The sequence below is a fragment of the Pseudomonas nitroreducens genome, assembly GCF_010994165.1.
Taxonomy (GTDB): Bacteria; Pseudomonadota; Gammaproteobacteria; order Pseudomonadales; family Pseudomonadaceae; genus Pseudomonas; species Pseudomonas nitroreducens.
In genome coordinates, this window is record NZ_WMBX01000001.1 from 858,386 (window position 1) to 882,440 (window position 24,055).

The following is a 24,055-nucleotide window of genomic DNA, read 5'->3' on the forward strand; positions in this document are numbered from 1 at the left end:
CGCCGTACTCAGTGCCTGCGACTTTTCGTGCCGATGTTGAACGTCTGCGCGACGATGCCCATGACGACGATGACTGTTGCCAGCAGCAGGGTGTAGACGACTTCGTAGAAGTAGGTTCCTTCCCAGACCATGATGATGAAGGCGCCGATGATGAACACGATCACGGTATAGGTCAGCCACGGGAACAGCCAGACCTTGAGCTGGATGTCCCGGCCCTCGGCCTCCAGCTTGCGGCGCATGCGCAACTGAGAGAACGCAATGACGAGGTAGACCAACAGGGCGATGGTGCCGGTGGCCTGCATCAGCACGTCATACACGTCCATCCAGTGCATGGCCGACAGGAATATCGCCACCAGGGCGAAGATGCTGGAGATCATCACGCCCACGTAGGGGGTGCCGGTGCTGCGCCCGGTGATCTGCATGATGCGATGGGCATCGCCGCGTCGCGACAGCGAGTAGAGCATGCGCGAGGCCGTGTAGAGCGCCGAGTTGAAGCAGCTGCACACCGAGGTCAGGACGATGAAATTGACGATCAGACCGGTGTGGGGAATACCCAGCATATCCAGGGTGACGCGATACGAACCCCAGGTCGGATCGCCAAGGTGCGGGTTGTTCCAGGGCACAAGGGCCACCACGATGAAGATCGAGCCGATGTAGAACAGGCAGATGCGCCAGACCACCGATCTAGTCGTCTTGATGATTTCCTTGCCGGGATTGGCCGACTCGGCTGCGGCTACGGTGACGATCTCGGCGCCGAGGAATGCGAACATCACGCCTAGCAGGGCTACCACCACGGCCTGCCCGCCATTGGGCATGAAGCCACCGACGGCGGTCAGGTTCGACCATCCGCTGGTGTTCCCCCATGGCCACAGGTGGGCGATCGCCAGGCCGCCGATGCAGATGAATAGGACAATGGCAACGACCTTGATCAGGGCGAACCAGAACTCGAATTCGCCGTAGTTGCGCACGTTCATGAAGTTCACCAGCATCAACGCCAGCGTAACGATCAGGGCGAAGCTCCAGCCCGGAATCATCGGGAACCAGCTGTTGAGGATGGTGCCGGCGACGAAGGCCTCCCAGCCCATCAGGAGAGCCCAGAAGTACCAGTACAGCCAGCCGATTGTGAAACCGGCCCAGCGTCCGATGGCGCGGTCGGCGTAGGTGGAGAACGATCCGGTATCGGGCTGCGAGACGGCCATTTCGCCGAGCATCCGCATGACCAGCACCACCAGAATGCCGCCGCCCAGGTAGGCTAGTACCGCAGCCGGCCCCGCCATGGCGATGGTCTTGCCGGAGCCGACGAAAAGCGCCGCGCCGATCACTCCTGCGATGGACATCATGGTCAGATGGCGGGACTTCAGGCCGCCTTTGAGTTCGGTGCTGGGGGCCTCGCTGGCCAGATCATTCATCTTGCTCAAAATCAGACTTCCCTTGCCGCACGGTGGACGGTATGAACGGATGGAGGTGCTTGCCAATCGAATCACCGAGAACTCGTCCTTCCGGCGCCCCGTCGTCCAATTGACACTGGTGACTGCCGGTTCGGTTCCGGTCACTGCACAGCTTGACGGTTGTGTGTAGCCGAAGAGGACGGCGACTTCATGTGCTTTTGCCCACCTGTCGCCGGGCTGGCTCTCAAAGTTGAACAGGTTCCAGATTCCGATCCGGACTGCATGGATGGCGAAAGCTGGGGGGCAGTTCCGTGCCGATGTTGGGCGATAGCGGCGGACTACCATCCATCTGATCAGGATTTTGTGGGATGAGGCTGACAGGTGATTCGGATTTATCTGATAAGAAAGGCGTCAAATCGTCGCTAAATTGGCCTCGTCAAAACTTCTCCCGAGGCCATCGATATGGCGACCATTTCCCGACGTGCCATGGTGCTGTGCTCGCATCCCGGTCGGCTGCTGAACTACAGCGTGCTGCTCAATCGTCTGGAGTTCTATCACCTGAGCCTGTGCCTGAACCTGGATGAAGTACGCAAGGCGCTCGCCACCCGGCAACGCTACAGCCTGTTCATCCATGACGACTTCCGCCCGGGGCCCGGCGAGCTGCTGAGCCTCAAGGCGCTGAGCCAGAGCAATACCTTCCGCCAGTTCCTGCTGGTCGGGCACTACAGTGCCGAGGAAAAGCGCGGGCTGATGCAATGGGCCTGGGCCAACCGCGTACCGCTGCTGGATGTGCTGGACAAGCCGCTGTCGCTGGCGCAGTTGCGCGAAGTGACCAGCGGCATGGTGCTCTATCACAGCGAGGACCGGCAGCCAATCCGTCAATCGGTTCGAGAGTTCTGCGATTTCGCCCCGGCAGGCGATCATCCGCCGGCCCAGCTCGGCTGCGAGTGTCGCAGCTGAGGCTGGTCATTGGCGCCGGGAGTCCGGTCCTTCCAGCAACAGGGGCATCGCGTCCGGCGGCGCCCCTGGTGTGTCGTTCAGCGGGCTCTTGCCCTTGAGATACCAGGCGAAGGCGATGATTTCGGCGATGGTGCGGTAGAGCGCCTCGGGAATCGCGTCGCCCAGCTCCAGGCGCGCCAGCAGGCGCACCAGTTCGCCATTCTCGTAGATCGGCACCTCATGGTGGCGGGCGATGGCGAGGATGGTTTCCGCCAGTTCGTCGTCACCCTTGGCGGTGAGGGTCGGCGCGCTCTGCCCGTCATAGTTGAGCGCGATCACCTGGTGTGGGGCTTTCCTGGCCTTCTTCATGCGGTCTCATCCACCCAGCGCTGTTCCACGGCCGTCCGCGCCCCCTGGGGCGGCTTGCCCTGGCGGCAGCTCAGCTCGCCCACGGTCAGGCCGGCGTCGCTCAGGCGTTGGCGCAGGGTGCCCAGTTCGCCATCGATGAGGTTGGCGGTGGTGTCGCGCTCGGCCCACAGCTGGGTGCCGATGCTGCCGTGGGCCAGGGTGGCCTGGACCTGCAGCGGGCCGAGGCTGTCCAGGTCGAATGCCAGGTCGACGCGCCAGAGCATGTCGCGGGTCTGCTGCTCGCGCTCGCTGGCCGGGCTGTCCTTTTCTTCCTGCTGGATACGCACCTGGATCGGCACCATCTGATGTTGATGGCGCAGGGGGATTTCCAGCTGCCAGGTATTCACCACCGTGCCGTCGGGGAGAACGTCGCTTTGCGCCAGGCTGCCCAGCTGGTGTGTCTGCAGGCGCGAAACCGCGGCCGCGGCGAGCTTGAGCAGCGATTCGAGATCACCTTCCTGCTCCAGCTCACTGGCAAGCCGGCTGGGGAGCGGAAAGCTGATCGCTGACGGTGTGCGCCCGCTGGTCTGGCCGATGACACCCAGGGCGTTGCGCACGAAGGCCGGCATGGCCTGCGCCAGATTGCTGGCACCGGCCATGGCGTTGCCCGGCAGATTGTTCAGCACGGCCGCCGCCGTGCCGCCTTGCACGGCAGGCAGCAACTGGGCGATCAGCCGCAGCAGGTTGGCCTTGAGGTCCAGGGGAAGGCTTTCGACACCGCGCAGCATCTGCCCTTCGAGGAACGCGCCGCTCTGCTGGAAGGCCTGGGCCACGCCCTTGGCGTCACTGAGCTGGCGAATGTCCGGCAGTGCGCCGAGCAACTTGTCCACCGACTGACGCAACTCGGGGCTCACGTCCGGGTTGCTGCCGGCGCCCTGCAGCGCCTTGAGCAGCCCGTCCAGGGGGCCCTGGCGGCTCTGCTGGGCGCTGAGTTGCAGGCTCAGGTCGAGCTGTTCCAGGCGGGCATTCATCGGCAGGAACTGCAAGGCCTGCTGGTCCTGCACACGGGCGCTGAGCAGGCTGTTGAGCGGTAGCGGGTTGGGCGATTCGATGCTCAGCTGGCGCCCGGCCAGCGGAGTGTTGAGCAGCGTCACCAGGACCTTGTAAACCACCTGTTCGGCCTTGCCGAGGGCGACCAACTGGCTGGCATCGACCTTGCCCTGGATCAGCGTGCCGACCGGCAATACGTCGAGGTCGAGGCTTCCCAGCGGTGTCTGGCTGGCGCCGCCCAGGCCCAGCGAGCCCAGGCTTGGTTGGGTCAGCAGGGTGGCGGCGAGGCTGGTCTGGTTCAGAGTCGACAGCTGAAGGGTGCTGCCCTTGGGCAGCGCCTGGGAGCTTTCCGCCACCACCAGCGCCTGCTGGCCGCTGGCCATGGTCAGGCGCAGTAGCAACTGGAAATTCACCTGTCCGTCGCGTACCGCCAGCACTTCCGCATGGGCCTTGTCCCCCGGCGGCAGCAGGTCGCCCAGGCTTTGCGCGAGCTTGAGCGTCAGCTCGGCGGCGTTCTGCGTGCTGCGCAGCGACGGCGTAGGCGGTAGCGGACGGGAAGCGCCAATTTCGCTCGGCATCGGGGACCTGTGGGCGGCGTGACGGGATTACGGCCAGTGTATCGGCCGCGACCGTGGACACTTTAGACCGGCGGTCCGGATGGGCGATCCTCAACAGGGCGAGGAAGTTCGCAGGCTGTCAAAGCGTTAAGACTGGCTTAAGCGAGACGACGGCAAAATGTTGCCGTAAATCTCGAAAATGTTCTCAAGGCGCTCAGTTTCGCGGCTTTACGCCATTGTTACCTGACCGGGAAGGCTGCTTTGCTTTGAGACATGGCCCACTATCGGCGTAATATTACGTTTTCATTGCCGCAGGGAGCGCTGGCTGTATCAGGTGGAATGCAGTAATGACCTTTGCGGAACTGAAGCGTTTTTGGCGAATCGAGATGCTGGGCGGCGAGCAACGCCACTTCAGCTGGTCGCGCCTGTGGCGGCGCTACCGTCAGCGCTCCCGCTACCGTTACATGTTCTGGTTTCGTCTTGCCCAGTTCCTCCATTCGAGCCCCTATCGTTTTTGGCAGAAGCGCGCCGAGCGCATGGGCGATCGCCTGGCGGAGCGCTTCGGTATCGAGATCCCGGTGACCATCCCGGTCGGTGAGGGCCTGTACATTCCGCATCTGGTGGGCATCGTCATTACCCGCAAGGCGGTGATCGGCAAGAACTTCAGCATCTTCCAGAACACCACCATCGGCCAGAAGAACGATGGCAGCCAGCCCATCGTCATTGGTGACAACGTGAGTATTGGCGCCAATGTCTGCATCGTAGGCGATGGCCTGCACATCGGCGATAACGTCACCATCGGTGCCTCGGCGTTCGTCAACCGCGATATCCCGGCCGACCACGCCTATATCTCCCGGCACACCCACAGCCTGATCAAGCAGCAGCACGGGCGCTCACCGATCAGCTCCATGCACACCCGCAACGCCCGCGACGAAGAGGCGCAGTCGGGCGAGCCGGGTGGTTCAGAGGCCAGACGCCGCGCCTGAGGGCGTTACAAGCTGTCGAAAAACCTGACGTCGGGCTTAGGAACGGCTGTGTATAATGCGCCGCCCGAGGCTGCGCTTGGCGGTCCGGACGGTATGGCCGCTTTTTTGCACCACTGACTGTTTTCTGCCCGACGGTTGCCGATGCCCTTGAACCATCCCCTCCTCGAAACCGTGGCGCTCGCCTGCGAGCGGGACTGGCGCATGCTGTTCGAGCGTCTCGATTTGCGACTGGGCGCGGGCGAGATGCTACAGATCGTCGGCCCCAACGGCAGCGGCAAGACCAGCCTGCTACGCCTGCTCAGCGGGCTGATGCAGCCCACCGCCGGTGAGGTGCTGCTCAACGGCAAGCCGCTCGCCGAGCAACGCCACGAGCTGGCCCGGCTGCTGTTGTGGATCGGCCACGCCGCCGGCATCAAGGGCCTGCTCACCGCCGAAGAGAATCTCGCCTGGCTCTGTGCGCTGCACCAGCCGGCCAACCGCGATGCCATCTGGCAAGCGCTGGAGGCCGTCGGCCTGCGCGGTTTCGAGGACGTTCCCTGCCATACCCTGTCCGCCGGCCAGCAGCGCCGCGTGGCCCTGGCGCGTCTTTACCTCGACGCGCCGTCGCTGTGGATCCTCGACGAACCCTTCACGGCCCTGGACAAACAGGGCGTGGCGCAGCTCGAAGAACACCTCGCCGGCCATTGCGAGCGCGGTGGCCTGGTGGTGCTGACCACCCACCACACCCTGGAGCGTATGCCTTCAGGCTATCGCGCCCTCGACCTGGGTCAGCACGCACGGGAGGCGGCGCGATGAGCAACGTCTTCACCCTGCTGCTCGCCCGCGAAGCGCGCCTGCTGTTCCGCCGTCCGGCGGAGCTGGCTAATCCTTTGGTGTTCTTCGCCATCGTCATCGCGCTGTTCCCGCTGGCGGTCGGCCCCGAATCGGAAATGCTCAAGAACCTTTCGCCCGGCCTCGTCTGGGTCGCGGCATTGCTGGCGGTGCTGCTGTCGCTGGACGGCCTGTTCCGCAGCGATTTCGAGGATGGTTCCCTGGAGCAGTGGGTCCTTTCGCCGCACCCCCTGCCACTACTGGTCCTGGCCAAAGTGCTGGCACACTGGCTGGTTTCAGGGCTGGCCCTGGTGCTGCTGTCGCCGCTGTTCGCCCTGATGCTGGGCCTGCCGGCGCGCTGCCTGGCGGACCTGCTGCTGTCGCTGCTGCTGGGTACGCCGGTACTGAGCCTGCTGGGCGCCGTGGGCGCTGCACTCACCGTCGGGCTGAAGCGTGGCGGCCTGCTGCTGGCCTTGCTGATTCTGCCGCTCTACATTCCGGTGCTGATCCTGGGCAGCGGAGCGCTTCAGGCGTCGCTGCAGGGGCTGCCCACCGCCGGGCACCTGTTGTGGCTGGCCAGCCTGACGGCGTTAGCATTGACGCTGACGCCCTTTGCCATCGCCGCCGGGCTGAAGATCAGCGTCGGCGAGTGAACGAACGATCGCCGGGCTGGGAAGCGGCACCGGCGGCAGACTAGAGCTTTGAAATACAGAGCCTGATGATGAACTGGACTTGGTTTCACAAACTTGGCTCGCCCAAGTGGTTCTACGAGATCAGCGGACGCTGGCTGCCGTGGTTCGCCGTCGCTGCAATCGTGCTGATGGCTGCCGGCACCGTCTGGGGCCTGGCCTTCGCGCCGCCGGACTACCAGCAGGGCAACAGCTTCCGGATCATCTATATCCACGTGCCGGCGGCGTTCCTCGCCCAGTCCTGCTACGTCATGCTCGCCGTGGCCGGCGCCATCGGCCTGATCTGGAAAATGAAGATCGCCGACGTCGCCGTGCAGTGCGCCGCGCCCATCGGTGCCTGGATGACCTTCGTCGCGCTGGTCACCGGGGCCATCTGGGGCAAGCCGACCTGGGGCGCCTGGTGGGTCTGGGACGCACGCCTGACCTCGATGCTGATCCTGCTGTTCCTGTATTTCGGCATCATCGCCCTGGGCCAGGCCATCACCAACCGCGACAGCGCCGCCAAGGCCTGCGCCGTGCTGGCGATCGTCGGCGTGGTGAACATCCCGATCATCAAGTACTCGGTGGACTGGTGGAACACCCTGCACCAGCCGGCCACCTTCACCCTGACCGAAAAGCCGCCAATGCCGCCGGAGATGTGGATTCCGCTGCTGATGATGGTCGCCGGTTTCTACTGCTTCTTCGCCGTGGTGCTGTTGATGCGCATGCGCCTGGAAGTGCTCAAGCGCGAAGCCCGCGCGAGCTGGGTGAAGGCCGAGGTGGAGCGCGTGCTATGAGTTTCGAGTCTTTCTCCGATTTCCTCGCCATGGGGCACCATGGCCCTTACGTGTGGTCCGCCTACGCCATCTGCGCGGTGGTCCTGGCGATCAACGTCGTCTCGCCCATCGTGGCGCGCCGGCGTTACCTGCAAGAAGAGGCGCGTCGTCTGCGCCGGGAGGCCAGCAAGTGAATCCGGTCCGCAAGAAGCGTCTGTACATCGTTCTCGCCATCGTTGCCGGTGTCGGTGTCGCCGTCAGCCTGGCGCTGTCGGCCCTGCAGGAAAATATCAACCTGTTCTACACCCCGACCCAGATCGCCAACGGCGAAGCGCCGCACGACACGCGTATCCGCGCCGGCGGCATGGTGGAGAAGGGCTCGCTCAAGCGTTCGGCGGATTCGCTGGACGTGGAGTTCGTGGTCACCGACTTCGCCAAGGAAGTCACGGTGAAGTACCGCGGCATCCTTCCTGATCTGTTCCGTGAAGGGCAGGGCATCGTCGCCCTCGGCAAGATCAACGAGGCCGGCGTGCTGACCGCCGATGAAGTGCTGGCCAAGCACGACGAGAAATACATGCCGCCGGAAGTCACCAAGGCACTCAAGGACAGCGGCAAGCTGGAGCACTACGAAGCCAGCCAGAACGGCAATGCCGCGCCGCAACAAGGGAGCAACTGACGATGGTCCCCGAACTCGGCCACCTCTCGCTGATCCTCGCGCTGTGCATGGCGCTGGTGATGTCGTTCTTCCCGCTGATCGGCGCCTGGCGCGGCGATCGCCAGTGGATGAGCCTGGCGCGCCCGGCAGCCTGGGGGCAGTTCGCCTTCCTGCTGTTCTCCTTCGGCTGCCTGACCTGGGCCTTCCTCCACGATGATTTCTCGGTGGCCTACGTCGCCAGCAACTCCAACAGCGCGCTGCCCTGGTACTACAAGTTCAGCGCCGTGTGGGGCGCTCACGAAGGCTCGCTGCTGCTCTGGGCGCTGATCCTCGGCGGCTGGACCTTCGCTGTCTCGGTGTTCTCCCGCCAGTTGCCGGAAGTGATGCTGGCCCGCGTGCTGGCCGTGATGGGCATGATCAGCACCGGTTTCCTGCTGTTCCTGATCATCACCTCCAACCCCTTCAGCCGCCTGCTGCCGCAGGTGCCGGCGGACGGCAACGACCTCAACCCGCTGTTGCAGGACCCGGGCCTGATCATCCACCCGCCGATGCTCTACATGGGCTACGTGGGCTTCTCGGTGGCCTTCGCCTTCGCTATTGCCGCGCTGCTCGGCGGTCGCCTCGACGCCGCCTGGGCGCGCTGGTCGCGGCCCTGGACGCTGGTGGCCTGGACCTTCCTCGGCGTCGGTATCGTGCTGGGCTCCTGGTGGGCCTACTACGAACTGGGTTGGGGCGGCTGGTGGTTCTGGGACCCGGTGGAAAACGCCTCGTTCATGCCCTGGCTGGTGGGCACCGCGCTGATCCACTCGCTGGCGGTGACCGAGAAGCGCGGCGTGTTCAAGAGCTGGACCGTGCTGCTGGCCATCGCGGCCTTCTCGCTGAGCCTGCTGGGCACCTTCCTGGTCCGTTCCGGCGTGCTGACCTCGGTACACGCCTTCGCCTCGGACCCCGAGCGTGGCGTGTTCATCCTGGCCTTCCTGCTGGTGGTGGTCGGTGGCTCGCTGACGCTGTTCGCCCTGCGCGCGCCGGTGGTCAAGAGCCAGGTCGGCTTCGCCCTGTGGTCCCGCGAGACCCTGCTGCTGCTGAACAACCTGATCCTGGTGGTCACCGCCTCGATGATCCTGCTGGGCACCCTCTACCCGCTGGTGCTCGACGCCATCAGCGGCGCCAAGCTGTCGGTCGGCCCGCCTTACTTCAACGCGCTGTTCGTGCCGCTGATCGCCATCCTCATGCTGGCCCTGGCGGTCGGTGTGCTGGTGCGCTGGAAGGACACTCCGACCCGCTGGCTGCGCAACATGCTCACCCCGGTGCTGATCGGCACCGTGGTGCTGGGTGGCCTCGGCAGCTTCCTGTATGGCGAACTGCACTGGGAAGTGCTCGCCGTGTTCATGCTCGCCGCGTGGGTGGTACTGGCCGGTGTGCGCGACTTCTTCGACAAGGTCCGCCACAAGGGCGTGATCGCCGGTGCCGCGGGCCTGAACCGCAGCTACTGGGGCATGCAACTGGCGCACTTCGGCATTGCCATCTGCGCCATCGGCGTGGTGCTCACCAGCCAGTTCAGCGCCCAGCGCGACCTGCGCATGGCGCCGGGCGAGTCGGTCGAGCTGGCCGGCTACCAGTTCCGCTTCGAGGGCACCCATCACTTCGAAGGGCCGAACTTCACCTCCGACAAGGGCACCATCGTCGTGACCCGCAATGGTTCGGAAGTCGCCACGCTGCACCCGGAGAAGCGCCTGTACAGCGTGCAGAACTCGATGATGACCGAGGCCGGCATCCACGGCAGCCTGACCCGCGACCTCTATGTCGCCCTGGGTGAGCCGCTGGATAGCGGCGCCTGGGCCGTGCGCGTGCACATCAAGCCCTTCGTGCGCTTCATCTGGCTCGGTGGCCTGCTGATGGCCCTGGGCGGCGTGCTGGCGGCGCTCGACCGTCGCTACCGGCTGAAAGTGAAAACGCGTGTACGCGAGGCCCTGGGCCTCGCCGGACAGGGAGCCTGAGTGTGAAGCGTGCGATCCTGCTGTTGCCCCTGGCGATCTTCCTGGTCGTCGCGGTATTCCTCTTCCGTGGTCTGTGGCTGGACCCCAGCGAGCTGCCCTCGGCGCTGATCGGCAAGCCGTTCCCGGCGTTCTCCCTGCCCAGCGTCACCGAGCCGGGCAAGACCTACACCGAGGCCGATATCAAGGGCAAGCCGGCGCTGGTCAACGTCTGGGGCACCTGGTGCCCGACCTGCCGCTTCGAGCATCCGGTGCTGACCGACCTCGCCGCCAAGGGCGTGGTGATCTACGGCATCAACTACAAGGATGACGGCGCCGCCGCGCAGAAGTGGCTCAAGGAGCTGCACAACCCCTACCTGCTGAACATCGCCGACGCACAGGGCACCCTCGGCCTGGACCTGGGTGTCTACGGCGCGCCGGAGACCTACATCATCGACAAAGACGGCATCATCCGCCACAAGCTGGTTGGTGCCGTCGACGAGAAGGTCTGGCGCGAGCAGTTGGCGCCGATCTACCAGGGGCTGGTCGACGAGGCGCTAGGCAAATGAAGCGACTTGTTGCCGCCGCAGCGCTGGGCCTGGCTCTTACTGGTATCGCCCACGCGGCCATCGACACCTACGAGTTCGCCAACGACGCCGAGCGCGAACGTTTCCGCGACTTGACCACCGAGCTGCGTTGCCCCAAGTGCCAGAACCAGGACATCGCCGACTCCAACGCGCCGATCGCCGCCGACCTGCGCAAGCAGATCTACACCCAGATGGCGGCCGGCAAGAGCAATCAGCAGATCGTCGACTACATGGTCGACCGCTACGGCGAGTTCGTGCGCTACAAGCCCGAAGTCAGCGAGCGCACCTGGCTGCTCTGGTTCGGCCCCGCCGCGCTGCTGGGGCTGGGCGTGATCGTCATCGGCGCCATCGTCGTGCGCCGCCGTCGCCCGGCCGCTGCCACTTCCACCACGCTGTCCGCCGAGGAGCAGGCGCGTCTCGACCAATTGCTGGATAACCAAGACAAATGATCGATTTCTGGCTCGCTGCCGGCCTGCTGTTGCTGGTAGCCCTGGCATTTCTCCTCGTCCCTCTGCTGCGTGGCCGCAAGGCCCAGGCCGAGGAAGACCGCACCGCCCTCAACGTCGCCCTGTACCAGGAACGCCTAGCAGAGCTGACCGCCCAGCGTGACGCCGGAACCCTCGACGACGCTCAGCTCGAAGCCGGCCGCGCCGAAGCGGCCCGCGAGCTGCTCTCCGATACCGACGGTGCCAGCGAGGACCGTCGCTCGCGCCTGGGCCGTGCGGCGCCGATGATCGTCGCGCTGGTCCTGCCATTCCTCGCCCTGGGCCTGTATCTGCACTGGGGCGCCAGCGACAAGGTCGCCCTGGCCCGCGAATTCGCCACCGCGCCGCATTCCATGGAAGAAATGACCACTCGCCTGGAGCGTGCGGTTCAGGCCCAGCCGGATTCCGCCGAAGGCTGGTACTTCCTCGGCCGCACCTACATGACCCAGAACCGCGCCGGCGACGCTGCCAAGGCTTTCGAGCAGGCCGCGCGCCTCTCCGGGCGCCAGCCGGAAGTGCTCGGCCAGTGGGCCCAGGCGCTGTATTTCGCCGGTGACAAGGCGCTGACCCAGCAGGTCCGCGAGCTGGCCGACGAAGCCCTGAAGAAGGACCCGCAGGAAGTCACCACCCTCGGTCTGCTCGGCATCGCCGCCTTCGAGGACGAGAAGTACGCCGACGCCATCGACTACTGGGGCCGCCTGGTTGCCGTGCTGCCGCAGGACGATCCGTCCCGCAGCGCCATTGCCGGTGGCATCGAGCGCGCCCGCCAGCGCATGGTCGAGAAGGGCGAGATCCCGCCGGAGGCGCCTGCCGCTGCGCAGACTGCCGGCGTGACCCTGAAGGTGAAGGTCGACCTCACCGCCGCCGTGAAGGGCCAGGTCAAGCCGGACGACAGCGTGTTCGTCTTCGCCCGCGCAGTGAGCGGCCCGCCGATGCCGCTGGCGGTGAAGCGCCTGAAGGTCTCCGACCTGCCCAGCGAGGTTTCCCTCAGTGATGCCGACGCGATGATGCCGCAGCTCAAGCTCTCGCAGCACCCGCAGGTGCAGCTCGTCGCGCGGATCTCCCGTGCCGGCAATGCCATCACCGGCGAATGGATCGGACGCAGCGAAGCGTTGTCTACTGCCAACGCGGGCGAGCAGAGCATCACCATCGACAGCCCGGATCAGAACTAAGACGAACAAGAGAGGGTTGAGCGATGAAGGGCAGAGTGCTGGCGCTGGGCGCCATGCTGGTACTGGGTGGTTGCGTGGTGCAGCCGCAGCAACCTGAGCAGCCGCCACAACAGACGTCTCCGCCTGCGCATCCGACTACCCCGACACCGCCGCCCAAGCAGTCGTCTTCGCCGATCACCCCGCAGCCGAGCTCCGCACCGGCTGCCAAGCGCCCGACCCAGTTCGCCCCGCCGCCCGGTGGCAAGGGGCGCTGGGATGCCAGCCTGGGCGTCTACGTGATCCAGGGCCAGAAGGACCTCTACTACCGCCAGCGTACCTATTACCACTGGGACAACGGCTGGTACTGGGGCGTCGGCCCGCAAGGCCCCTGGACCGAAACCGACAGCAGCGGCGTGCCGCCGGGGCTGACGCGCAAGTACGCGCAATAACGCGGACTTTTCGTAGGAGCGAGCGTGCTCGCGAACCGCTTGACGCCGGTGTCGCCGGGAGTCTCGTTCGCGAGCAAGCTCGCTCCTACAGGTTCCACCGAGGCGGCGCTCAATCGAACCTCCCCATCTCCGTCCCCAGTTCGATCACTTCCACCCGATTCCGTCCGCTCGCCTTGGCCTTGTACATCGCCTTGTCCGCTGCTGCGTAAAGTCCCTCGTAGGTGCCGGGAACGCCCGCTTCCAGGCAGGCAATGCCGAAGCTGGCGGTGAGGTAGAGCAGGCCGTCCTTCATCGGCAACGGGGTTTCCTCCAGCAAGCGGCGCACCTTTTCGGCGATGGTGCGCGCCTGCGGCTGCGAGGTGTCGGGCAACAGCAGCAGGAACTCCTCGCCACCCAGGCGCGCCACGCTGTCGCCGGTGCGTGTGTAGTTGCGCAGGAGCGTGGCGGTGTGGCGGATGACTTCATCGCCCAGTGGATGGCCATAGCGGTCGTTGATGAACTTGAAATGATCCAGGTCCACCATGAGCAGGCTGATGGGCGCCGGCTGGCGCGCGGCGCGGGACAGTTCCATGCTCACCAGCTGGTCGAACTGGCGGCGGTTGAACAACCCGGTCAGCGGGTCGTGGCCGGCGAGGTATTCCAGCTGGCGGTTCTTTTCCTCCAGTTCCAGCCGCTGTTGGCGGAGGAACTCGCGCTGGCGCAGGTTGCGCACATGGCCGTGCCAGAGGATCAGCGAAAGGATCACGCCGATGCCACAGATGGTCAGCCCGCCCATCTGGTTGGACAGGCGCAGCTGCGGATCAGCCTGGGTCAGGCCGATCGTCAGTTCGAAGGCGGCGAAGGCGAGAATGTAGAGAGAGACCGCCAGTCGGGGGCGCATCAGCAGGATCAGGGCGGCGGCCACCGAGGCCATCAGGAAGGGCGTGATGCTGCTGGTGACCTGTTGGTCTGCGCCGGTTATGGCGACGCCGAAGCCCAGCAACAAGGCGCTGCCCAGGGTGGTCAGCAGTTGCATGTACCACAGCGGCGCGCTGCGCCTGGGGGGTAAGGCGAGCCATGCCAGCAGCCCGAGCAGGGAGAAGAGCACCGCGACCGTGGCATGCACGCGGATGATGTCCATCCTCCAGCCGTCGTGCGCCGCGCTCGCCCCTTGCAGATTGAGCTTGAACACGATGATGTGGATCAGATCGAACAGCACGGCCAGCGGTGCCGACAGATACAGCCGCCTGAGGTTTTCCCGGGCGATCGGCAGCGCCAGCGCGTCGTTGACCGCGATGGCGTGGTGCAGTCGCTGGAGCAACGTCCTGGACACGGGCTCTGGCCTCCTGCGCAAAGTGTCGGGCAGTTGCAGAATAGTCAGCCGCTGCCACGCTGTCGTGGCGATCGAGCCTGACGTGACCTGGCCTTGCATTGAGGGAGTCACAGACCGCTATCGATAAATTTCCGACCCTGGCAACGAATTGGCCTGGAACATTGTCGGATAGGCCCTCTGCGGGCATAGTCCGCAACCCGGTTCGCTCAAGGATATGCGTCATGAATAGAGTGCAAAGACTGCCGACGGAGCAGGGCCTGGATGCTGAGCGCACGCTGCTGGACGCCACCTTTGCCGGCCAGCGTGACAGCGGCCTGCTGTTCTGGCGCCCACTGGAGCAGTCCCTGGTGATGCCGCGCCGGCTGAGCCGACTGGAAGGCTTTTCTGCCGCCGAGGCCGCGTGTGCCGGGCTGGGGTGGCCGATAGCCCTGCGCGACACCGGTGGCGAACCGGTACCGCAGTCCCCTGGCGTGCTCAATGTCGCACTGGTCTATGCGATCCCGCCGGGCGATAACGAGCAGACGCGTATCGAAACCGCCTACCTGCGCCTGTGCCAGCCGCTGTGCGACTGGTTGGCCGCCCTCGGCCTCGATCCGGGCCTGGGGGAAGTGGATGGCGCCTTCTGCGATGGCCGCTACAACGTCAACCTGGGCGGTCGCAAGCTGGTGGGCACCGCCCAGCGCTGGCGTCGCCGGCCCAGCGACGGGCGTTATGTGGTCCTGGCCCACGGCGCGATCCTGATGGAAAACCAGCGCGAGCCGATGGTCGATGCGGTGAACGCCTTCTACGAGAATTGTGGGCTCGACGCCCGCGTGCGCGCCACCAGCCACGTGGCGTTGGATGAGTTGTACGAACAGCCCTGGGACCAGGTTGACGCCCTGGCCGGGCAGTTCCAGCGGCACTTGCTGGCCGAGGGTGTGGCGCTGGATGTGTGATACGAACGACGTGGGTGGATCTTCGCTTCGCCCCAACCCTTCCAAGGAGTCTTGATACATGGAACATGGGACGAATTACCTGCAATCCACGGTGGTCTTCCTGATCGCCGCGGTGTTCATGGTGCCGTTGGCCAAGCGCCTGCAACTCGGTGCTGTGCTGGGCTACCTGCTGGCCGGGGTGATCATCGGGCCATACCTGCTGGGCCTGATCGACAACCCGGAAAGCGTCGCCAGTCTTTCCGAGCTTGGCGTGGTGCTGCTGCTCTTCATCATCGGGCTGGAGCTGTCGCCCAAGCGCCTCTGGGTGATGCGCAAGCAGGTATTCGGCGTGGGCCTGGCGCAGGTGCTGCTGACCGCCCTGGCACTGGGCAGCCTCGCCGTGCTGGTGTTCGAGCTGCTGGTGAATACCGCCGTGGTGATCGGTGGCGGCCTGGCGCTGTCGTCCACCGCCTTCGGCCTGCAGATCCTCGCGGAGCGCAAGGAACTCAACAGTCCCTATGGACGCCTGGCGTTCGCCATCCTGTTGTTCCAGGACATCGCCGCGATCCCGCTGATCGCCATGATCCCGCTGCTGGGCGCCCGCGCCGACACCCTCGCGCCCGGTGGCGATGTCGCCCATGTGATCGAAGTGGTGGGCAGCATCGCCGTGGTGGTGATCGGCGGGCGCTTCCTGCTGCGCCCGGTGTTCCGCTCGGTGGCGCGTACCGGCCAGGCGGACCTGTCCACCGCCACTGCCTTGCTGGTGGTGGTCGGTACGGCGTGGTTGATGGAGGAGGCCGGCGTATCCATGGGGCTGGGCGCCTTCCTCGCCGGCCTGCTGCTGGCGGATTCCGAGTACCGCCATGAACTGGAAGCGCAGATCGAGCCCTTCAAGGGCCTGTTATTGGGGCTGTTCTTCATCAGCGTGGGCATGAGCGCTGACCTCGGCCTGCTCAAGAACGAGCCGTTCCGGGTCATTGGCCTGACCCTGCTGCTGGTGGCGATCAAGCTGCCGCTGCTGTTCGTCATCGGCCGTCTGGCCGGTGGCCTGGACAAGGTGTCGGCGCTGCGCCTGGGCGTGCTGCTCGGCGCCGGCGGCGAATTCGCCTTCGTGGTGTTCAAGCTGGCGGCGGCGCAGGGACTGATGGACGCCGACATGCATTCACTGCTGGTGCTGGGCATCACGCTGTCCATGGCGATGACGCCGCTGATGGTGCTGGCCCTTGCACGTAGTATCAAACCCAAGCCCGCGGTACTGCGCGAACCGCCGCCGGAATACCGCCAACTGCCGGACGACGCGCCGCGCGTGGTGATCGCCGGCATGGGCCGGATGGGCCAGGTGGTCGCCCGTATCATGCGCGCCCAGGGCGTGCCCTTCGTCGCGCTGGACACCTCGGTGGATACCATCGAACTGACCCGCAGCTATGGCAATATCCCGATCTTCTACGGCGACCCGCTGCGCCCGGAGATCCTCCGTGCCGCCCAGGTGGAGAAAGCCGAGTTCTTCGTCGTCGCCACCGACGATCCGCAGACCAACATCGAGACCGCGCGCCTGGTGCGCAAGCTCTACCCGCACATCAAGGTCATCGGCCGGGCGCGCAACCGCCAGCACGTCTATCACCTGCTGGACGCCGACGCGACGCCGGTGCGCGAAACCTTCCACTCGAGCCTGGAAATGAGCCGCCTGCTGCTCACCGGCCTGGGCCTGAACGAGGAGCAGGTCGGCGCGCGCATCCGCCGTTTCAAGCGCCACGACGAGGCGGTGCTGATGGCCCAGTACCGCGTCTACGACGACGAGAAAGCCGTAGTCCAGACTGCACGCGAGGCACGCAAGGAGCTGGAAACCCTGTTCGAGGCTGACCACCTGGAAGACCAGGGTATCGGCCACCACTGACGGGCCATTCCGCGCATCGATAGTGCTGGGGTGGGCTGCCCGCCCCGGCGCATCCTCGGGTCTTCGCAATGGAGGCCCCATCGATGAGCGACTACCGCACCTTTACCCGGGAGGACCGCGACGGCGTAGCCGTGGTGAGCTTCCGTCATCCACCGATCAACCTGATCGACCGCGCCATGGTCATCGACCTGCTGCATCTGGCCGATGAGCTCGAGCGCAACGCCGATATCCGTGTGGTGTTGTTCCGCAGCAGCAACCCGGACTTCTTCCTTGCCCACTACGATCTCGGCAGCCAGCTCGACGCGCCGCCGATGAAGCTGCCCGCCGGCATGGCCAGCCCGCTCAGCGCGCTGCTCAGCCGTTTCAGCCGGTTGCCGCAGGTGACCATTGGTGAACTGCGCGGCCGCGCGCGTGGCGCCGGCAGCGAATTCCTCCTGGCGCTGGATATGCGCTTCGCCTCCCGTGAACGCGCGCTGCTTGGCCAGCCGGAAGTGGCGGTCGGCCTGTTGCCTGGCGCGGGCGGTACGGTGCGCCTGGCACAGATGCTCGGGCGGGGCAGGGCGCTGGAAGTCTGCCTGGGTGGCGAGGACTTCGATGCGGACACGGCAGAGCGCTACGGCTGGATCAACCGGGCACTGGCGGATGCGGAACTGGAAGGATTCTGCGAGGCCCTGGCGCGACGGATCGCGGCCTTCCCGGCGGCAGGCATCGTCCATGTGAAGGCGGTGGTGGATCAGGTGACCGCAGCGGACCAGGCGGCACTGGTGGATGAATCGCAGCGCTTCGTCGGTGACATGTCCGCACCCGCGACGCTGGAGCGGGTGCGCTGGATGATGGACAACGGTGGCCAGCGGGACGGGGAACTCGAACGCGAACTGGGGGCAGCGCTCGGGCGCTACCCGGCCTGAACCGCTGGCGAGGACGGCGTCACGCGGTCTTCGCCAGGATCGGCTCGTTCGCCACGGCGACCAGTATCGGCCGGGCCAATTGATGCTTGACCGCCGGACGCGGCTGGCGGCTGACCGAGGGGCGACGGTCGGGGATGACCACGGCCGAGCCCGGCGAGCGCAGGGTCAGCACGGCAATGACGCTGAGCAGCACCACGGCGGCGAGCACGATGCTGGCCAGGGCGACATACAGCAGCAGCTCCACCAGGGAGCCAACGAGCAGCAGGAAATCGAGAATGACTTGCATGGTGGTGTCCTCTTGACGATCCGTTGGGGGCGTCTCGCGAGTAGCTCGTTCGCCCCTGCGGCCCGACTGCGGGGCCGGCGAATCTCCTGCCAGCGAGTTGATGGGGCAAAGATGCCGCGCACGGACTATCAAGAGAACTGAATGCGCCGACTGGTGACTATCGACGTTATCGATAACGGCTGGAAGCCGCAGTTTAGAGAGGCGCCCAGGTTATTTTCGGGCGCCTGCGACCTTGGTCTCGTAGACGCTCAGAACTTCTCGCCCGGCTGCAGGAAGCGCCATTGGCCAACCGGCAGCTTGCCCATGGCCACGCCGCCCAGGCGCAGGCGGCGGATCGACAGGGCATGCAGACCGACGGCCCGGCACATGGCGCCGATCTGCCCAGGGCGGAACTGCTTGCCGGCGAAGCGCAGGCGGTTTTCGCTCTGCCAGCTGACCTTCAGCGACGGCAGCTCGCGGCCGTCGATGACCAGGCCACGGCACAGGCGCTTCAGGCCATTGTCGGCAATCTGCCCGCTGACCTCGACCACGTACTCGTGCTCGATGTTGTCCGCCTCGTCCACCAGCCGGCGCTGCACGCCGCGGCTCTGGGTGTAGACGAGCAGGCCGCTGGCGTCGGTCTCCAGCACCGTGGTGTTGAACTGGTGGCCGAAGTGCTTGCGCAGCAGGCGCTGCTGCAGGTTGTCCTCGGCCCAGCGCTTGTCCGGCGTCAGCAGTTGCTGGGCGGAGTTCGCGCCGTTGCCGCTGCCCAGGCCGACCGGCTTGTGCACCAGGATGGTCACCGGCGGAATCGGGTCGGCGGAGGCACCCGGCAGCAGTTCGATGCGCTGGGCGTCGACCTTGAATTGCGGTTCTTCCACGCGCTGGCCGTCCACCGTGACCCAGCCGCCCTCGATGTACAGCTCGGCTTCGCGGCGCGAACAGGGCAGCAGCTCGGCGAGGCGCTTGGACAGGCGGATGGCTTCGGACATTTCGGGTAACCAGACAGGGGAAAGCGATCATTGTAACCGCAAGCCGGCGGAATGATCCGCGCGGCTTCCGGTCACAACTGCAGAGCAAGCAATGAGGAAGCGCGATGCGGATCACCCTGATCGACGGCCTGGGCTGGGACCTGGACGAACACGGCAGCGGCGGCCTGATCAACAAGCGTGGCGAGAAGGTGCACCTGCGCCAGGGCGACATGGACGGCGCGTGCGGCCCGTACTGCCTGGTGATGGCGATGCTGGCGCGCAACCAGCTCGGCCGGCGCGCGGCCAAGGGCCTGGCGCCGGTGGATTCGCGCACCCGCTACGGGCGGCTGATGGAGGCGTTGAACGCGCACGAGACCCTGGTGCGCGTTGGCACCACCGGCGCGGATCTGCTGGAGCTGCTCAAGGTCATCAGCGACAAGGAATACCGCGTCGAACGCGGCAACGGTACGCGGATGGTCGAGCTGACCCGGCGGCACCTCGACGAGAACATCCCGGTGGTGCTGGGCTTCCACGGCCGCAAGGACAGCGATATCCGCCACTGGTGCCTGGCGGTGGGGATGAGCGACGACGCCTTCTTCCTTCTCGACCCGGCGCACGACCTGCAGCGCGGGCTGGCCTGGAACGCGGTGCTCACCACCCAGGCCAATGGCTCGCGCTTCGGTTATCGCTACCTCAACGCGAAAGGTACCTGGGCGGTGACGCTCAAGGAAATGGTGGCGCTGCTCTAGGCCCTTGCTGGTGTGGCAGGGTTCAGCGAGTGAAGCGGAACAGGTTGTAGCCACCCAGTTGCTCGGGCACCAGCAGCACGAAACCGTCGTGCGAGTTGCGCACCAAGCCGACCACGTCGGTCTCGCGCGCCGCCGCCTGCTCCAGGCCGCTGTATCCCACCTGCGGGTCGTCGTTCACCGAAGCGCCGCCGACGAATACCAGCCGCTTGTCGTCCAGGCGTTGCAGATAGCCGCTGATGCGCTGCGAACCGCTGGTCTTCTCCAGGTACAGGCCCTTGGGCGTTTGCCGCACCGAGCATTTGAAATTCGGGTAGCCGTACAGTGCTTCCGTTTCGATCTGCACCGAGCGGCATTTCCAGTTCCCGGTCAGGGCCGCGTCGGCCAGTGGTTCGGGATCTTCCAGCACGATGCGGTACAGATTCAGCGCTTCGTTGCGGGTGGTCTCGTCTTCACTCTGCTGGAGCTGGTCGAGCAGGCGCTTGACCTCGCCATCGAGGGTCGTCAGGCGCTGCTGGTCGGCAGCGTTGACCGCGGCGGGCCAGACGGTCGCGGTGTCGTCGGCGAAGGCCAACGGGGAGAGCAGCAGGCCGGCGGTGAGCAGGGCAGCGGTGAGGGAGCAGCGTTTCGACATCTTGTGCATTCCATTGCAGGGGGAAATCCCGCGGCGCGAGCCGCGGGCGAGGGGGTTCAGGGGGCGTCCCGAACTGTTGGCTCGATGGGCGGAGCGACGGGCGCCTCGCGCTCGTGGACCCAGGACATGAACAGCTCGTAGCCCAGCGCCAGTACCACCGGGCCGACGAACAGGCCGATGATGCCATTGCTGAGCATGCCGCCCAGGGCGCCGATCAGGATCACCGGCATCGGCACCTTGCCGCCGCGGCCGAACATCAGCGGCTTGAGGACGTTGTCGGAGAGGCCGCCGGCCATGGTCCAGATCGTGAACAGGATGGCGACCAGCAGCGAATCGTTGGTCATGAATACATAGATGATCGCCGGGATGGTGATCAGCACCACCGGCAACTGGGTGATGCCCAGCAACAGGACGCCCAGGGCCAGCAGGCCGGCGCCGGGGATGCCCATGACGACGAAGCCCAGGCCGAGGATCATGGTCTGGATGAAGGCCACGCCGACCACGCCCTGGGCTACCGCACGGATGGTGCCGGTGCACAGCTCGGCCAGCCCCGGTCCGCGCTCCGGGCCGGAGATACGGATGGCGATATCGCAGGAGGTTCGGCTGCCCAGTTCGCCGTAGGCCATGATCACCCCGGCAATGACGAACGCGGCGAGGAACTGCATCAGGCCCATGCCCGCACCCGCCGCCTGACCCGCCAGGGTCTTGGCGACGCCCTGCAGGTGCGGGGCCATCTGGTGCACCACGCCCATGAAGTCGGTGGCCACGCGTGTCCAGAAGGGATAGATGTACTGCCCAATCACCGGCCAGGTCTGCACCGAGTCGGGTGGCAGAGGTATCTGCAGGGTGCGGTTCTGGATCGCGTGCACCAGGTCGCGCACCGAATCGGCCATCGACATGCCGATCACCACCACCGGCACCAGCAGGATCACCAGGCCGAGGATCACGATCAGCGTCGCCGCGCTGTTGGGCCGTCCGCCCAGCCAGCCGCTGAGCAACTGATGCAACGGGTAGAGGGTGATGGCGAGGATCACCGACCAGAGCATGAGGTCGAGGAAGGGATGGAAGATGCGGAAGCAGAACAGGGCCAGCAACAGGATCAGGCCGGCGCGGATCAGCACATCGAGCAGGTTGCGCGACAGCAGCTTTTCCGGGGAGGGCAGCATGGGGTGCTCCTTGCAGCGGGCGCGACGTGGCCCAGTCCTTAACTATCGGCGGACTCTGCCCGAGTGCAAGGTATTCAGGCAATAAAGGAAGTTCGGTATTGCGGGGAGATCGTGAAAAGCGCGGAGGTGGAGCGGGGGGAGGCGGGCAGCCTGCCGAGGTTCGGCAGGCTTGCCAGCGGGTATTACTTCTTGCCGAGGCTGATGTGGCGGCTCGGTGCGCCGTAGTTCTGACCGGTCACGCCCTTGGCGATCTGCTGGATCTCACCGCCGGAGTTCAGGAAGGCGGCGATCTGGGCTTCCAGGGCTTCGCTGGTCGCGGTAGCGGCGGGAGCCTTGGGGGCGGCTTTCTGGCGGGTGGAGGGCTTGGTAGTCATATCTGCCATACCTGTCTGCGCAAATTGGCCGCCCATTGTACATCAAACGAGCAGGTTTCGGGGCGGTCATGGAACGAACGGTCTCATTCGGCTGCCTGAATCGTCCTTCGCGCGCGGTGTGGCGGCAGTGCTACCCTCTGCGCACTCCGGCCTTTCAGAGCCCGCCATGTCCCTGCTGTCGTCCCGCCAGCGCAATGCCTTGCGCCTGGCTCGCTCGTTCCTCGCTCCCTACCGCTGGCGTGCCCTTGGCGCGTTGCTGGCGCTGCTGTTCACCGCCGCCATCACCCTGTCCCTGGGACAGGGCATCCGCCTGCTGGTGGACCAGGGCTTCATCACCCAGTCCGAACAGCTGCTCACCCGCGCCATCGGTATCTTCTTCGCCCTGGTGCTGTGCCTGGCGGTGGGTACCTTCGTGCGCTTCTACCTGGTGTCGTGGATTGGCGAGCGGTTCGTCGCGGACATCCGCCAGCGCGTGTTCGACCACCTGATCGAACTGCACCCCGGCTTCTACGAGAACAACCGCGCCTCGGAAATCCAGTCGCGGCTGACCGCCGACACGACGCTGCTGCAGTCGGTGATCGGCTCCTCGCTGTCGATGGCGCTGCGTAATGTTCTGATGCTGCTGGGCGGGGTGATCCTGATGTTCTTCACCAACGCCAAGTTGACCAGCATCGTGGTTGCTTCGCTGCCGCTGGTGATTGCGCCGATCCTGCTGTTCGGCCGCCGCGTGCGCAGCCTGTCGCGGCTCAGCCAGGATCGCGTGGCGGATGTCGGCAGCTACGTCGGCGAGTCCCTCGGCCAGATCAAGACGGTACAGGCCTACAACCACCAGGCGCAGGACCGCGCACGCTTCGGGCGCACGGTGGAAGACGCCTTCGACACCGCGCGCAAGCGCATCATGCAGCGCTCCTGGCTGGTCAGCGTGGTGATCCTGCTGGTACTTGGCGCAGTGGGCGTGATGCTCTGGGTCGGCGGCATGGACGTGATCGCCGGGCGCATCAGCCCCGGCGACCTCGCTGCCTTCGTGTTCTACAGCCTGATCGTCGGCATGGCCTTCGGCACGCTGAGCGAGGTGATTGGAGAGCTGCAGCGCGCCGCCGGTGCGGCCGAGCGTATCGCCGAGCTATTGCGGGCGCGCAGTGAAATCCACGCACCGGCCAGCGACTTGCTGCGTTTGCCCGAGCGCATCGTCGGCAGTATCGATCTGCAGGGCGTGCATTTCGCCTATCCGTCGCGCCCGGAGCAATGGGCCATCGATGGCATCGACCTGCACGTGGAGCCGGGCGAAACCCTGGCGCTGGTGGGGCCGTCGGGCGCGGGCAAGTCCACTCTGTTCGACCTGCTCTTGCGCTTCTACGACCCGCAGCAGGGGCGCATCCTGATCGACGGCCAGCCCATCGCCCAACTCGATCCGACGGACCTGCGCCGCAGCTTCGCGCTGGTTTCGCAGAACCCGGCGCTGTTCTTCGGCACGGTGGAGGAGAACATCCGCTACGGCCGCCCCGGCGCCAGCGATGCTGAAGTGGAGGCTGCCGCCCGTGCAGCCCACGCCCACGAATTTATCCTGCGTCTGCCCGAGGGTTATCAGACTCATCTGGGGGAGAGCGGCCAGGGGCTTTCCGGCGGGCAGCGCCAGCGCCTGGCGATTGCCCGCGCGTTGCTGGTGGACGCGCCTATCCTGTTGCTGGACGAAGCCACCAGCGCGCTGGATGCCGAGAGCGAACACCTGATCCAGCAGGCGTTGCCGGGGCTGATGCGTGACCGCACCACGCTGGTGATCGCCCACCGCCTGGCCACGGTGCTCAATGCCGACCGTATCGCGGTGATCGAGCATGGTCGCCTGGTGGCGCTGGGGCGGCACGCCGAGTTGGTTGTAAGCAGTCCCCTGTATGCGCGCCTGGCCGAACTCCAGTTCGGCCAGAAGGAACACAGCCTTTAGGAGCGAGCTCGCTCGCGAACTGCTTAACTCCGGAGCTGCCGCAGAGCCTGGTTCGCGAGCAAGGGCTGGGCGTCCCCTCGGTCCTACATGAAGCCGGCGTTCGGCGGCTT

The 24,055-nt window shown here is 65.8% G+C and carries 26 protein-coding genes; 17 read left to right on the forward strand and 9 right to left on the reverse strand.

The genetic code is table 11. From position 1 onward, the window contains the following. Positions 1-8 precede the first annotated feature (8 nt). Complete coding sequence (locus GJV37_RS04090) at positions 9-1,409, reverse strand: amino acid permease (RefSeq protein WP_170858513.1); 1,401 nt, start codon at positions 1,407-1,409, stop codon at positions 9-11. Between the two features lie 441 nt (positions 1,410-1,850). Here GJV37_RS04090 and GJV37_RS04095 point away from each other — a divergent pair, with 441 nt between their 5' ends. Next, positions 1,851-2,348: a hypothetical protein gene (locus GJV37_RS04095; RefSeq protein ID WP_024765938.1), complete on the forward strand. Its 498-nt coding sequence runs from the start codon at positions 1,851-1,853 to the stop codon at positions 2,346-2,348. Between the two features lie 6 nt (positions 2,349-2,354). Here GJV37_RS04095 and GJV37_RS04100 read toward each other — a convergent pair whose 3' ends face one another. Beyond that, positions 2,355-2,696, reverse strand: coding sequence for an EscU/YscU/HrcU family type III secretion system export apparatus switch protein (locus tag GJV37_RS04100; RefSeq protein ID WP_024765939.1), 342 nt, complete (start codon positions 2,694-2,696; stop codon positions 2,355-2,357). Next, entirely contained in the window at positions 2,693-4,303 is a 1,611-nt protein-coding gene (gene fliK, locus GJV37_RS04105; RefSeq protein WP_170858322.1) for a flagellar hook-length control protein FliK, read from the reverse strand. Before fliK ends, GJV37_RS04100 begins: the two co-directional genes overlap by 4 nt. 326 nt (positions 4,304-4,629) lie before the next feature. Between fliK and GJV37_RS04110 the strand changes: the two genes are divergently transcribed. The 11 genes from GJV37_RS04110 (at position 4,630) to GJV37_RS04160 (ending at position 12,822) form a co-directional block, all read left to right on the forward strand. After that, a complete protein-coding gene (locus GJV37_RS04110; RefSeq protein WP_170858323.1) occupies positions 4,630-5,268 on the forward strand; it encodes a serine acetyltransferase in 639 nt (212 codons plus the stop codon). Between the two features lie 141 nt (positions 5,269-5,409). Further along, positions 5,410-6,063, forward strand: a complete 654-nt coding sequence (gene ccmA / locus GJV37_RS04115) for a cytochrome c biogenesis heme-transporting ATPase CcmA (RefSeq protein ID WP_170858324.1) — start codon at positions 5,410-5,412, stop codon at positions 6,061-6,063. Beyond that, positions 6,060-6,731 carry a heme exporter protein CcmB gene (gene ccmB, locus GJV37_RS04120; RefSeq protein WP_037007440.1) on the forward strand — a complete coding sequence of 224 codons (672 nt, stop codon included), beginning with the start codon at positions 6,060-6,062 and terminating at the stop codon, positions 6,729-6,731. Before ccmA ends, ccmB begins: the two co-directional genes overlap by 4 nt. Positions 6,732-6,796: 65 nt before the next feature. Next, on the forward strand, positions 6,797-7,543 hold the full coding sequence (locus tag GJV37_RS04125) for a heme ABC transporter permease (protein ID WP_089285719.1): 747 nt from the start codon (positions 6,797-6,799) through the stop codon (positions 7,541-7,543). Continuing rightward, positions 7,540-7,716, forward strand: a complete 177-nt coding sequence (gene ccmD, locus GJV37_RS04130; protein WP_024765945.1) for a heme exporter protein CcmD — start codon at positions 7,540-7,542, stop codon at positions 7,714-7,716. The genes GJV37_RS04125 and ccmD overlap by 4 nt, the downstream gene beginning before the upstream one ends. Further along, entirely contained in the window at positions 7,713-8,198 is a 486-nt protein-coding gene (gene ccmE, locus GJV37_RS04135; RefSeq protein ID WP_024765946.1) for a cytochrome c maturation protein CcmE, read from the forward strand. The genes ccmD and ccmE overlap by 4 nt, the downstream gene beginning before the upstream one ends. A 2-nt stretch (positions 8,199-8,200) precedes the next feature. After that, positions 8,201-10,174 (forward strand): heme lyase CcmF/NrfE family subunit, encoded by a 1,974-nt coding sequence (locus GJV37_RS04140; RefSeq protein WP_038803628.1) that lies wholly within the window; start codon positions 8,201-8,203, stop codon positions 10,172-10,174. A gap of 2 nt (positions 10,175-10,176) precedes the next feature. After that, the gene (gene dsbE / locus GJV37_RS04145) at positions 10,177-10,719 is read left to right on the forward strand and encodes a thiol:disulfide interchange protein DsbE (RefSeq protein WP_024765947.1); all 543 of its coding nucleotides are present in this window, start codon (positions 10,177-10,179) and stop codon (positions 10,717-10,719) included. Continuing rightward, complete coding sequence (locus GJV37_RS04150) at positions 10,716-11,186, forward strand: cytochrome c-type biogenesis protein (RefSeq protein ID WP_170858325.1); 471 nt, start codon at positions 10,716-10,718, stop codon at positions 11,184-11,186. The genes dsbE and GJV37_RS04150 overlap by 4 nt, the downstream gene beginning before the upstream one ends. Then, positions 11,183-12,394, forward strand: a complete 1,212-nt coding sequence (gene ccmI / locus GJV37_RS04155) for a c-type cytochrome biogenesis protein CcmI (protein ID WP_170858326.1) — start codon at positions 11,183-11,185, stop codon at positions 12,392-12,394. The genes GJV37_RS04150 and ccmI overlap by 4 nt, the downstream gene beginning before the upstream one ends. 23 nt (positions 12,395-12,417) lie before the next feature. Beyond that, positions 12,418-12,822, forward strand: a complete 405-nt coding sequence (locus GJV37_RS04160; protein ID WP_037013473.1) for a hypothetical protein — start codon at positions 12,418-12,420, stop codon at positions 12,820-12,822. Positions 12,823-12,931: 109 nt separating this feature from the next. Here GJV37_RS04160 and GJV37_RS04165 read toward each other — a convergent pair whose 3' ends face one another. Further along, positions 12,932-14,134: a GGDEF domain-containing protein gene (locus tag GJV37_RS04165; protein ID WP_193452163.1), complete on the reverse strand. Its 1,203-nt coding sequence runs from the start codon at positions 14,132-14,134 to the stop codon at positions 12,932-12,934. 221 nt (positions 14,135-14,355) lie between these two features. On the opposite strand from GJV37_RS04165, the gene GJV37_RS04170 reads away from it, so the two are divergent. From GJV37_RS04170 to GJV37_RS04180, 3 genes are all read left to right on the forward strand, one after another. Then, complete coding sequence (locus GJV37_RS04170) at positions 14,356-15,069, forward strand: lipoate--protein ligase family protein (RefSeq protein ID WP_038803626.1); 714 nt, start codon at positions 14,356-14,358, stop codon at positions 15,067-15,069. Positions 15,070-15,127: 58 nt separating this feature from the next. After that, complete coding sequence (locus GJV37_RS04175) at positions 15,128-16,942, forward strand: monovalent cation:proton antiporter-2 (CPA2) family protein (RefSeq protein ID WP_193452164.1); 1,815 nt, start codon at positions 15,128-15,130, stop codon at positions 16,940-16,942. 83 nt (positions 16,943-17,025) lie between these two features. Continuing rightward, positions 17,026-17,850 (forward strand): enoyl-CoA hydratase/isomerase family protein, encoded by an 825-nt coding sequence (locus GJV37_RS04180; protein ID WP_170858328.1) that lies wholly within the window; start codon positions 17,026-17,028, stop codon positions 17,848-17,850. Positions 17,851-17,869: 19 nt separating this feature from the next. Here the strand turns inward: GJV37_RS04180 and GJV37_RS04185 are convergent, their stop codons facing one another. Both GJV37_RS04185 and GJV37_RS04190 read right to left on the reverse strand, forming a co-directional pair. Further along, positions 17,870-18,136 (reverse strand): hypothetical protein, encoded by a 267-nt coding sequence (locus GJV37_RS04185; RefSeq protein ID WP_024765952.1) that lies wholly within the window; start codon positions 18,134-18,136, stop codon positions 17,870-17,872. A 248-nt stretch (positions 18,137-18,384) separates the two neighbouring features. Then, positions 18,385-19,107 (reverse strand): RNA pseudouridine synthase, encoded by a 723-nt coding sequence (locus GJV37_RS04190; RefSeq protein ID WP_024765953.1) that lies wholly within the window; start codon positions 19,105-19,107, stop codon positions 18,385-18,387. 104 nt (positions 19,108-19,211) lie between these two features. Here GJV37_RS04190 and GJV37_RS04195 point away from each other — a divergent pair, with 104 nt between their 5' ends. Continuing rightward, positions 19,212-19,835, forward strand: a complete 624-nt coding sequence (locus GJV37_RS04195; protein WP_024765954.1) for a hypothetical protein — start codon at positions 19,212-19,214, stop codon at positions 19,833-19,835. Positions 19,836-19,857: 22 nt separating this feature from the next. On the opposite strand, the gene GJV37_RS04200 is transcribed toward GJV37_RS04195, so the two are convergent. The 3 genes from GJV37_RS04200 to GJV37_RS04210 form a co-directional block, all read right to left on the reverse strand. Then, positions 19,858-20,466 carry a DUF4893 domain-containing protein gene (locus GJV37_RS04200; protein WP_170858329.1) on the reverse strand — a complete coding sequence of 203 codons (609 nt, stop codon included), beginning with the start codon at positions 20,464-20,466 and terminating at the stop codon, positions 19,858-19,860. Between the two features lie 56 nt (positions 20,467-20,522). Further along, entirely contained in the window at positions 20,523-21,632 is a 1,110-nt protein-coding gene (locus GJV37_RS04205) for an AI-2E family transporter (protein ID WP_024765956.1), read from the reverse strand. A gap of 182 nt (positions 21,633-21,814) precedes the next feature. Continuing rightward, positions 21,815-22,015, reverse strand: a complete 201-nt coding sequence (locus tag GJV37_RS04210; RefSeq protein WP_024765957.1) for a hypothetical protein — start codon at positions 22,013-22,015, stop codon at positions 21,815-21,817. Positions 22,016-22,172: 157 nt separating this feature from the next. Between GJV37_RS04210 and GJV37_RS04215 the strand changes: the two genes are divergently transcribed. Further along, positions 22,173-23,945: an ABC transporter transmembrane domain-containing protein gene (locus GJV37_RS04215; RefSeq protein ID WP_024765958.1), complete on the forward strand. Its 1,773-nt coding sequence runs from the start codon at positions 22,173-22,175 to the stop codon at positions 23,943-23,945. Positions 23,946-24,055 lie beyond the last annotated feature (110 nt).

What these genes read in the sequence shown, in the direction of transcription:
- GJV37_RS04180 (WP_170858328.1), top strand. Translation starts at nt 17,026, where the DNA reads ATGAGCGACTACCGCACCTTTACCCGGGAGGACCGCGACGGCGTAGCC.
- GJV37_RS04200 (WP_170858329.1), bottom strand. Translation starts at nt 20,466, where the DNA reads ATGTCGAAACGCTGCTCCCTCACCGCTGCCCTGCTCACCGCCGGCCTG.
- GJV37_RS04160 (WP_037013473.1), top strand. Translation starts at nt 12,418, where the DNA reads ATGAAGGGCAGAGTGCTGGCGCTGGGCGCCATGCTGGTACTGGGTGGT.
- ccmI (WP_170858326.1), top strand. Translation starts at nt 11,183, where the DNA reads ATGATCGATTTCTGGCTCGCTGCCGGCCTGCTGTTGCTGGTAGCCCTG.
- fliK (WP_170858322.1), bottom strand. Translation starts at nt 4,303, where the DNA reads ATGCCGAGCGAAATTGGCGCTTCCCGTCCGCTACCGCCTACGCCGTCG.
- ccmD (WP_024765945.1), top strand. Translation starts at nt 7,540, where the DNA reads ATGAGTTTCGAGTCTTTCTCCGATTTCCTCGCCATGGGGCACCATGGC.
- GJV37_RS04205 (WP_024765956.1), bottom strand. Translation starts at nt 21,632, where the DNA reads ATGCTGCCCTCCCCGGAAAAGCTGCTGTCGCGCAACCTGCTCGATGTG.
- GJV37_RS04090 (WP_170858513.1), bottom strand. Translation starts at nt 1,409, where the DNA reads ATGAATGATCTGGCCAGCGAGGCCCCCAGCACCGAACTCAAAGGCGGC.
- GJV37_RS04215 (WP_024765958.1), top strand. Translation starts at nt 22,173, where the DNA reads ATGTCCCTGCTGTCGTCCCGCCAGCGCAATGCCTTGCGCCTGGCTCGC.
- GJV37_RS04150 (WP_170858325.1), top strand. Translation starts at nt 10,716, where the DNA reads ATGAAGCGACTTGTTGCCGCCGCAGCGCTGGGCCTGGCTCTTACTGGT.
- ccmA (WP_170858324.1), top strand. Translation starts at nt 5,410, where the DNA reads ATGCCCTTGAACCATCCCCTCCTCGAAACCGTGGCGCTCGCCTGCGAG.
- GJV37_RS04110 (WP_170858323.1), top strand. Translation starts at nt 4,630, where the DNA reads ATGACCTTTGCGGAACTGAAGCGTTTTTGGCGAATCGAGATGCTGGGC.
- GJV37_RS04195 (WP_024765954.1), top strand. Translation starts at nt 19,212, where the DNA reads ATGCGGATCACCCTGATCGACGGCCTGGGCTGGGACCTGGACGAACAC.
- GJV37_RS04100 (WP_024765939.1), bottom strand. Translation starts at nt 2,696, where the DNA reads ATGAAGAAGGCCAGGAAAGCCCCACACCAGGTGATCGCGCTCAACTAT.
- GJV37_RS04125 (WP_089285719.1), top strand. Translation starts at nt 6,797, where the DNA reads ATGATGAACTGGACTTGGTTTCACAAACTTGGCTCGCCCAAGTGGTTC.
- ccmB (WP_037007440.1), top strand. Translation starts at nt 6,060, where the DNA reads ATGAGCAACGTCTTCACCCTGCTGCTCGCCCGCGAAGCGCGCCTGCTG.
- GJV37_RS04140 (WP_038803628.1), top strand. Translation starts at nt 8,201, where the DNA reads ATGGTCCCCGAACTCGGCCACCTCTCGCTGATCCTCGCGCTGTGCATG.
- GJV37_RS04170 (WP_038803626.1), top strand. Translation starts at nt 14,356, where the DNA reads ATGAATAGAGTGCAAAGACTGCCGACGGAGCAGGGCCTGGATGCTGAG.
- GJV37_RS04095 (WP_024765938.1), top strand. Translation starts at nt 1,851, where the DNA reads ATGGCGACCATTTCCCGACGTGCCATGGTGCTGTGCTCGCATCCCGGT.
- GJV37_RS04210 (WP_024765957.1), bottom strand. Translation starts at nt 22,015, where the DNA reads ATGGCAGATATGACTACCAAGCCCTCCACCCGCCAGAAAGCCGCCCCC.
- GJV37_RS04190 (WP_024765953.1), bottom strand. Translation starts at nt 19,107, where the DNA reads ATGTCCGAAGCCATCCGCCTGTCCAAGCGCCTCGCCGAGCTGCTGCCC.
- GJV37_RS04175 (WP_193452164.1), top strand. Translation starts at nt 15,128, where the DNA reads ATGGAACATGGGACGAATTACCTGCAATCCACGGTGGTCTTCCTGATC.
- GJV37_RS04185 (WP_024765952.1), bottom strand. Translation starts at nt 18,136, where the DNA reads ATGCAAGTCATTCTCGATTTCCTGCTGCTCGTTGGCTCCCTGGTGGAG.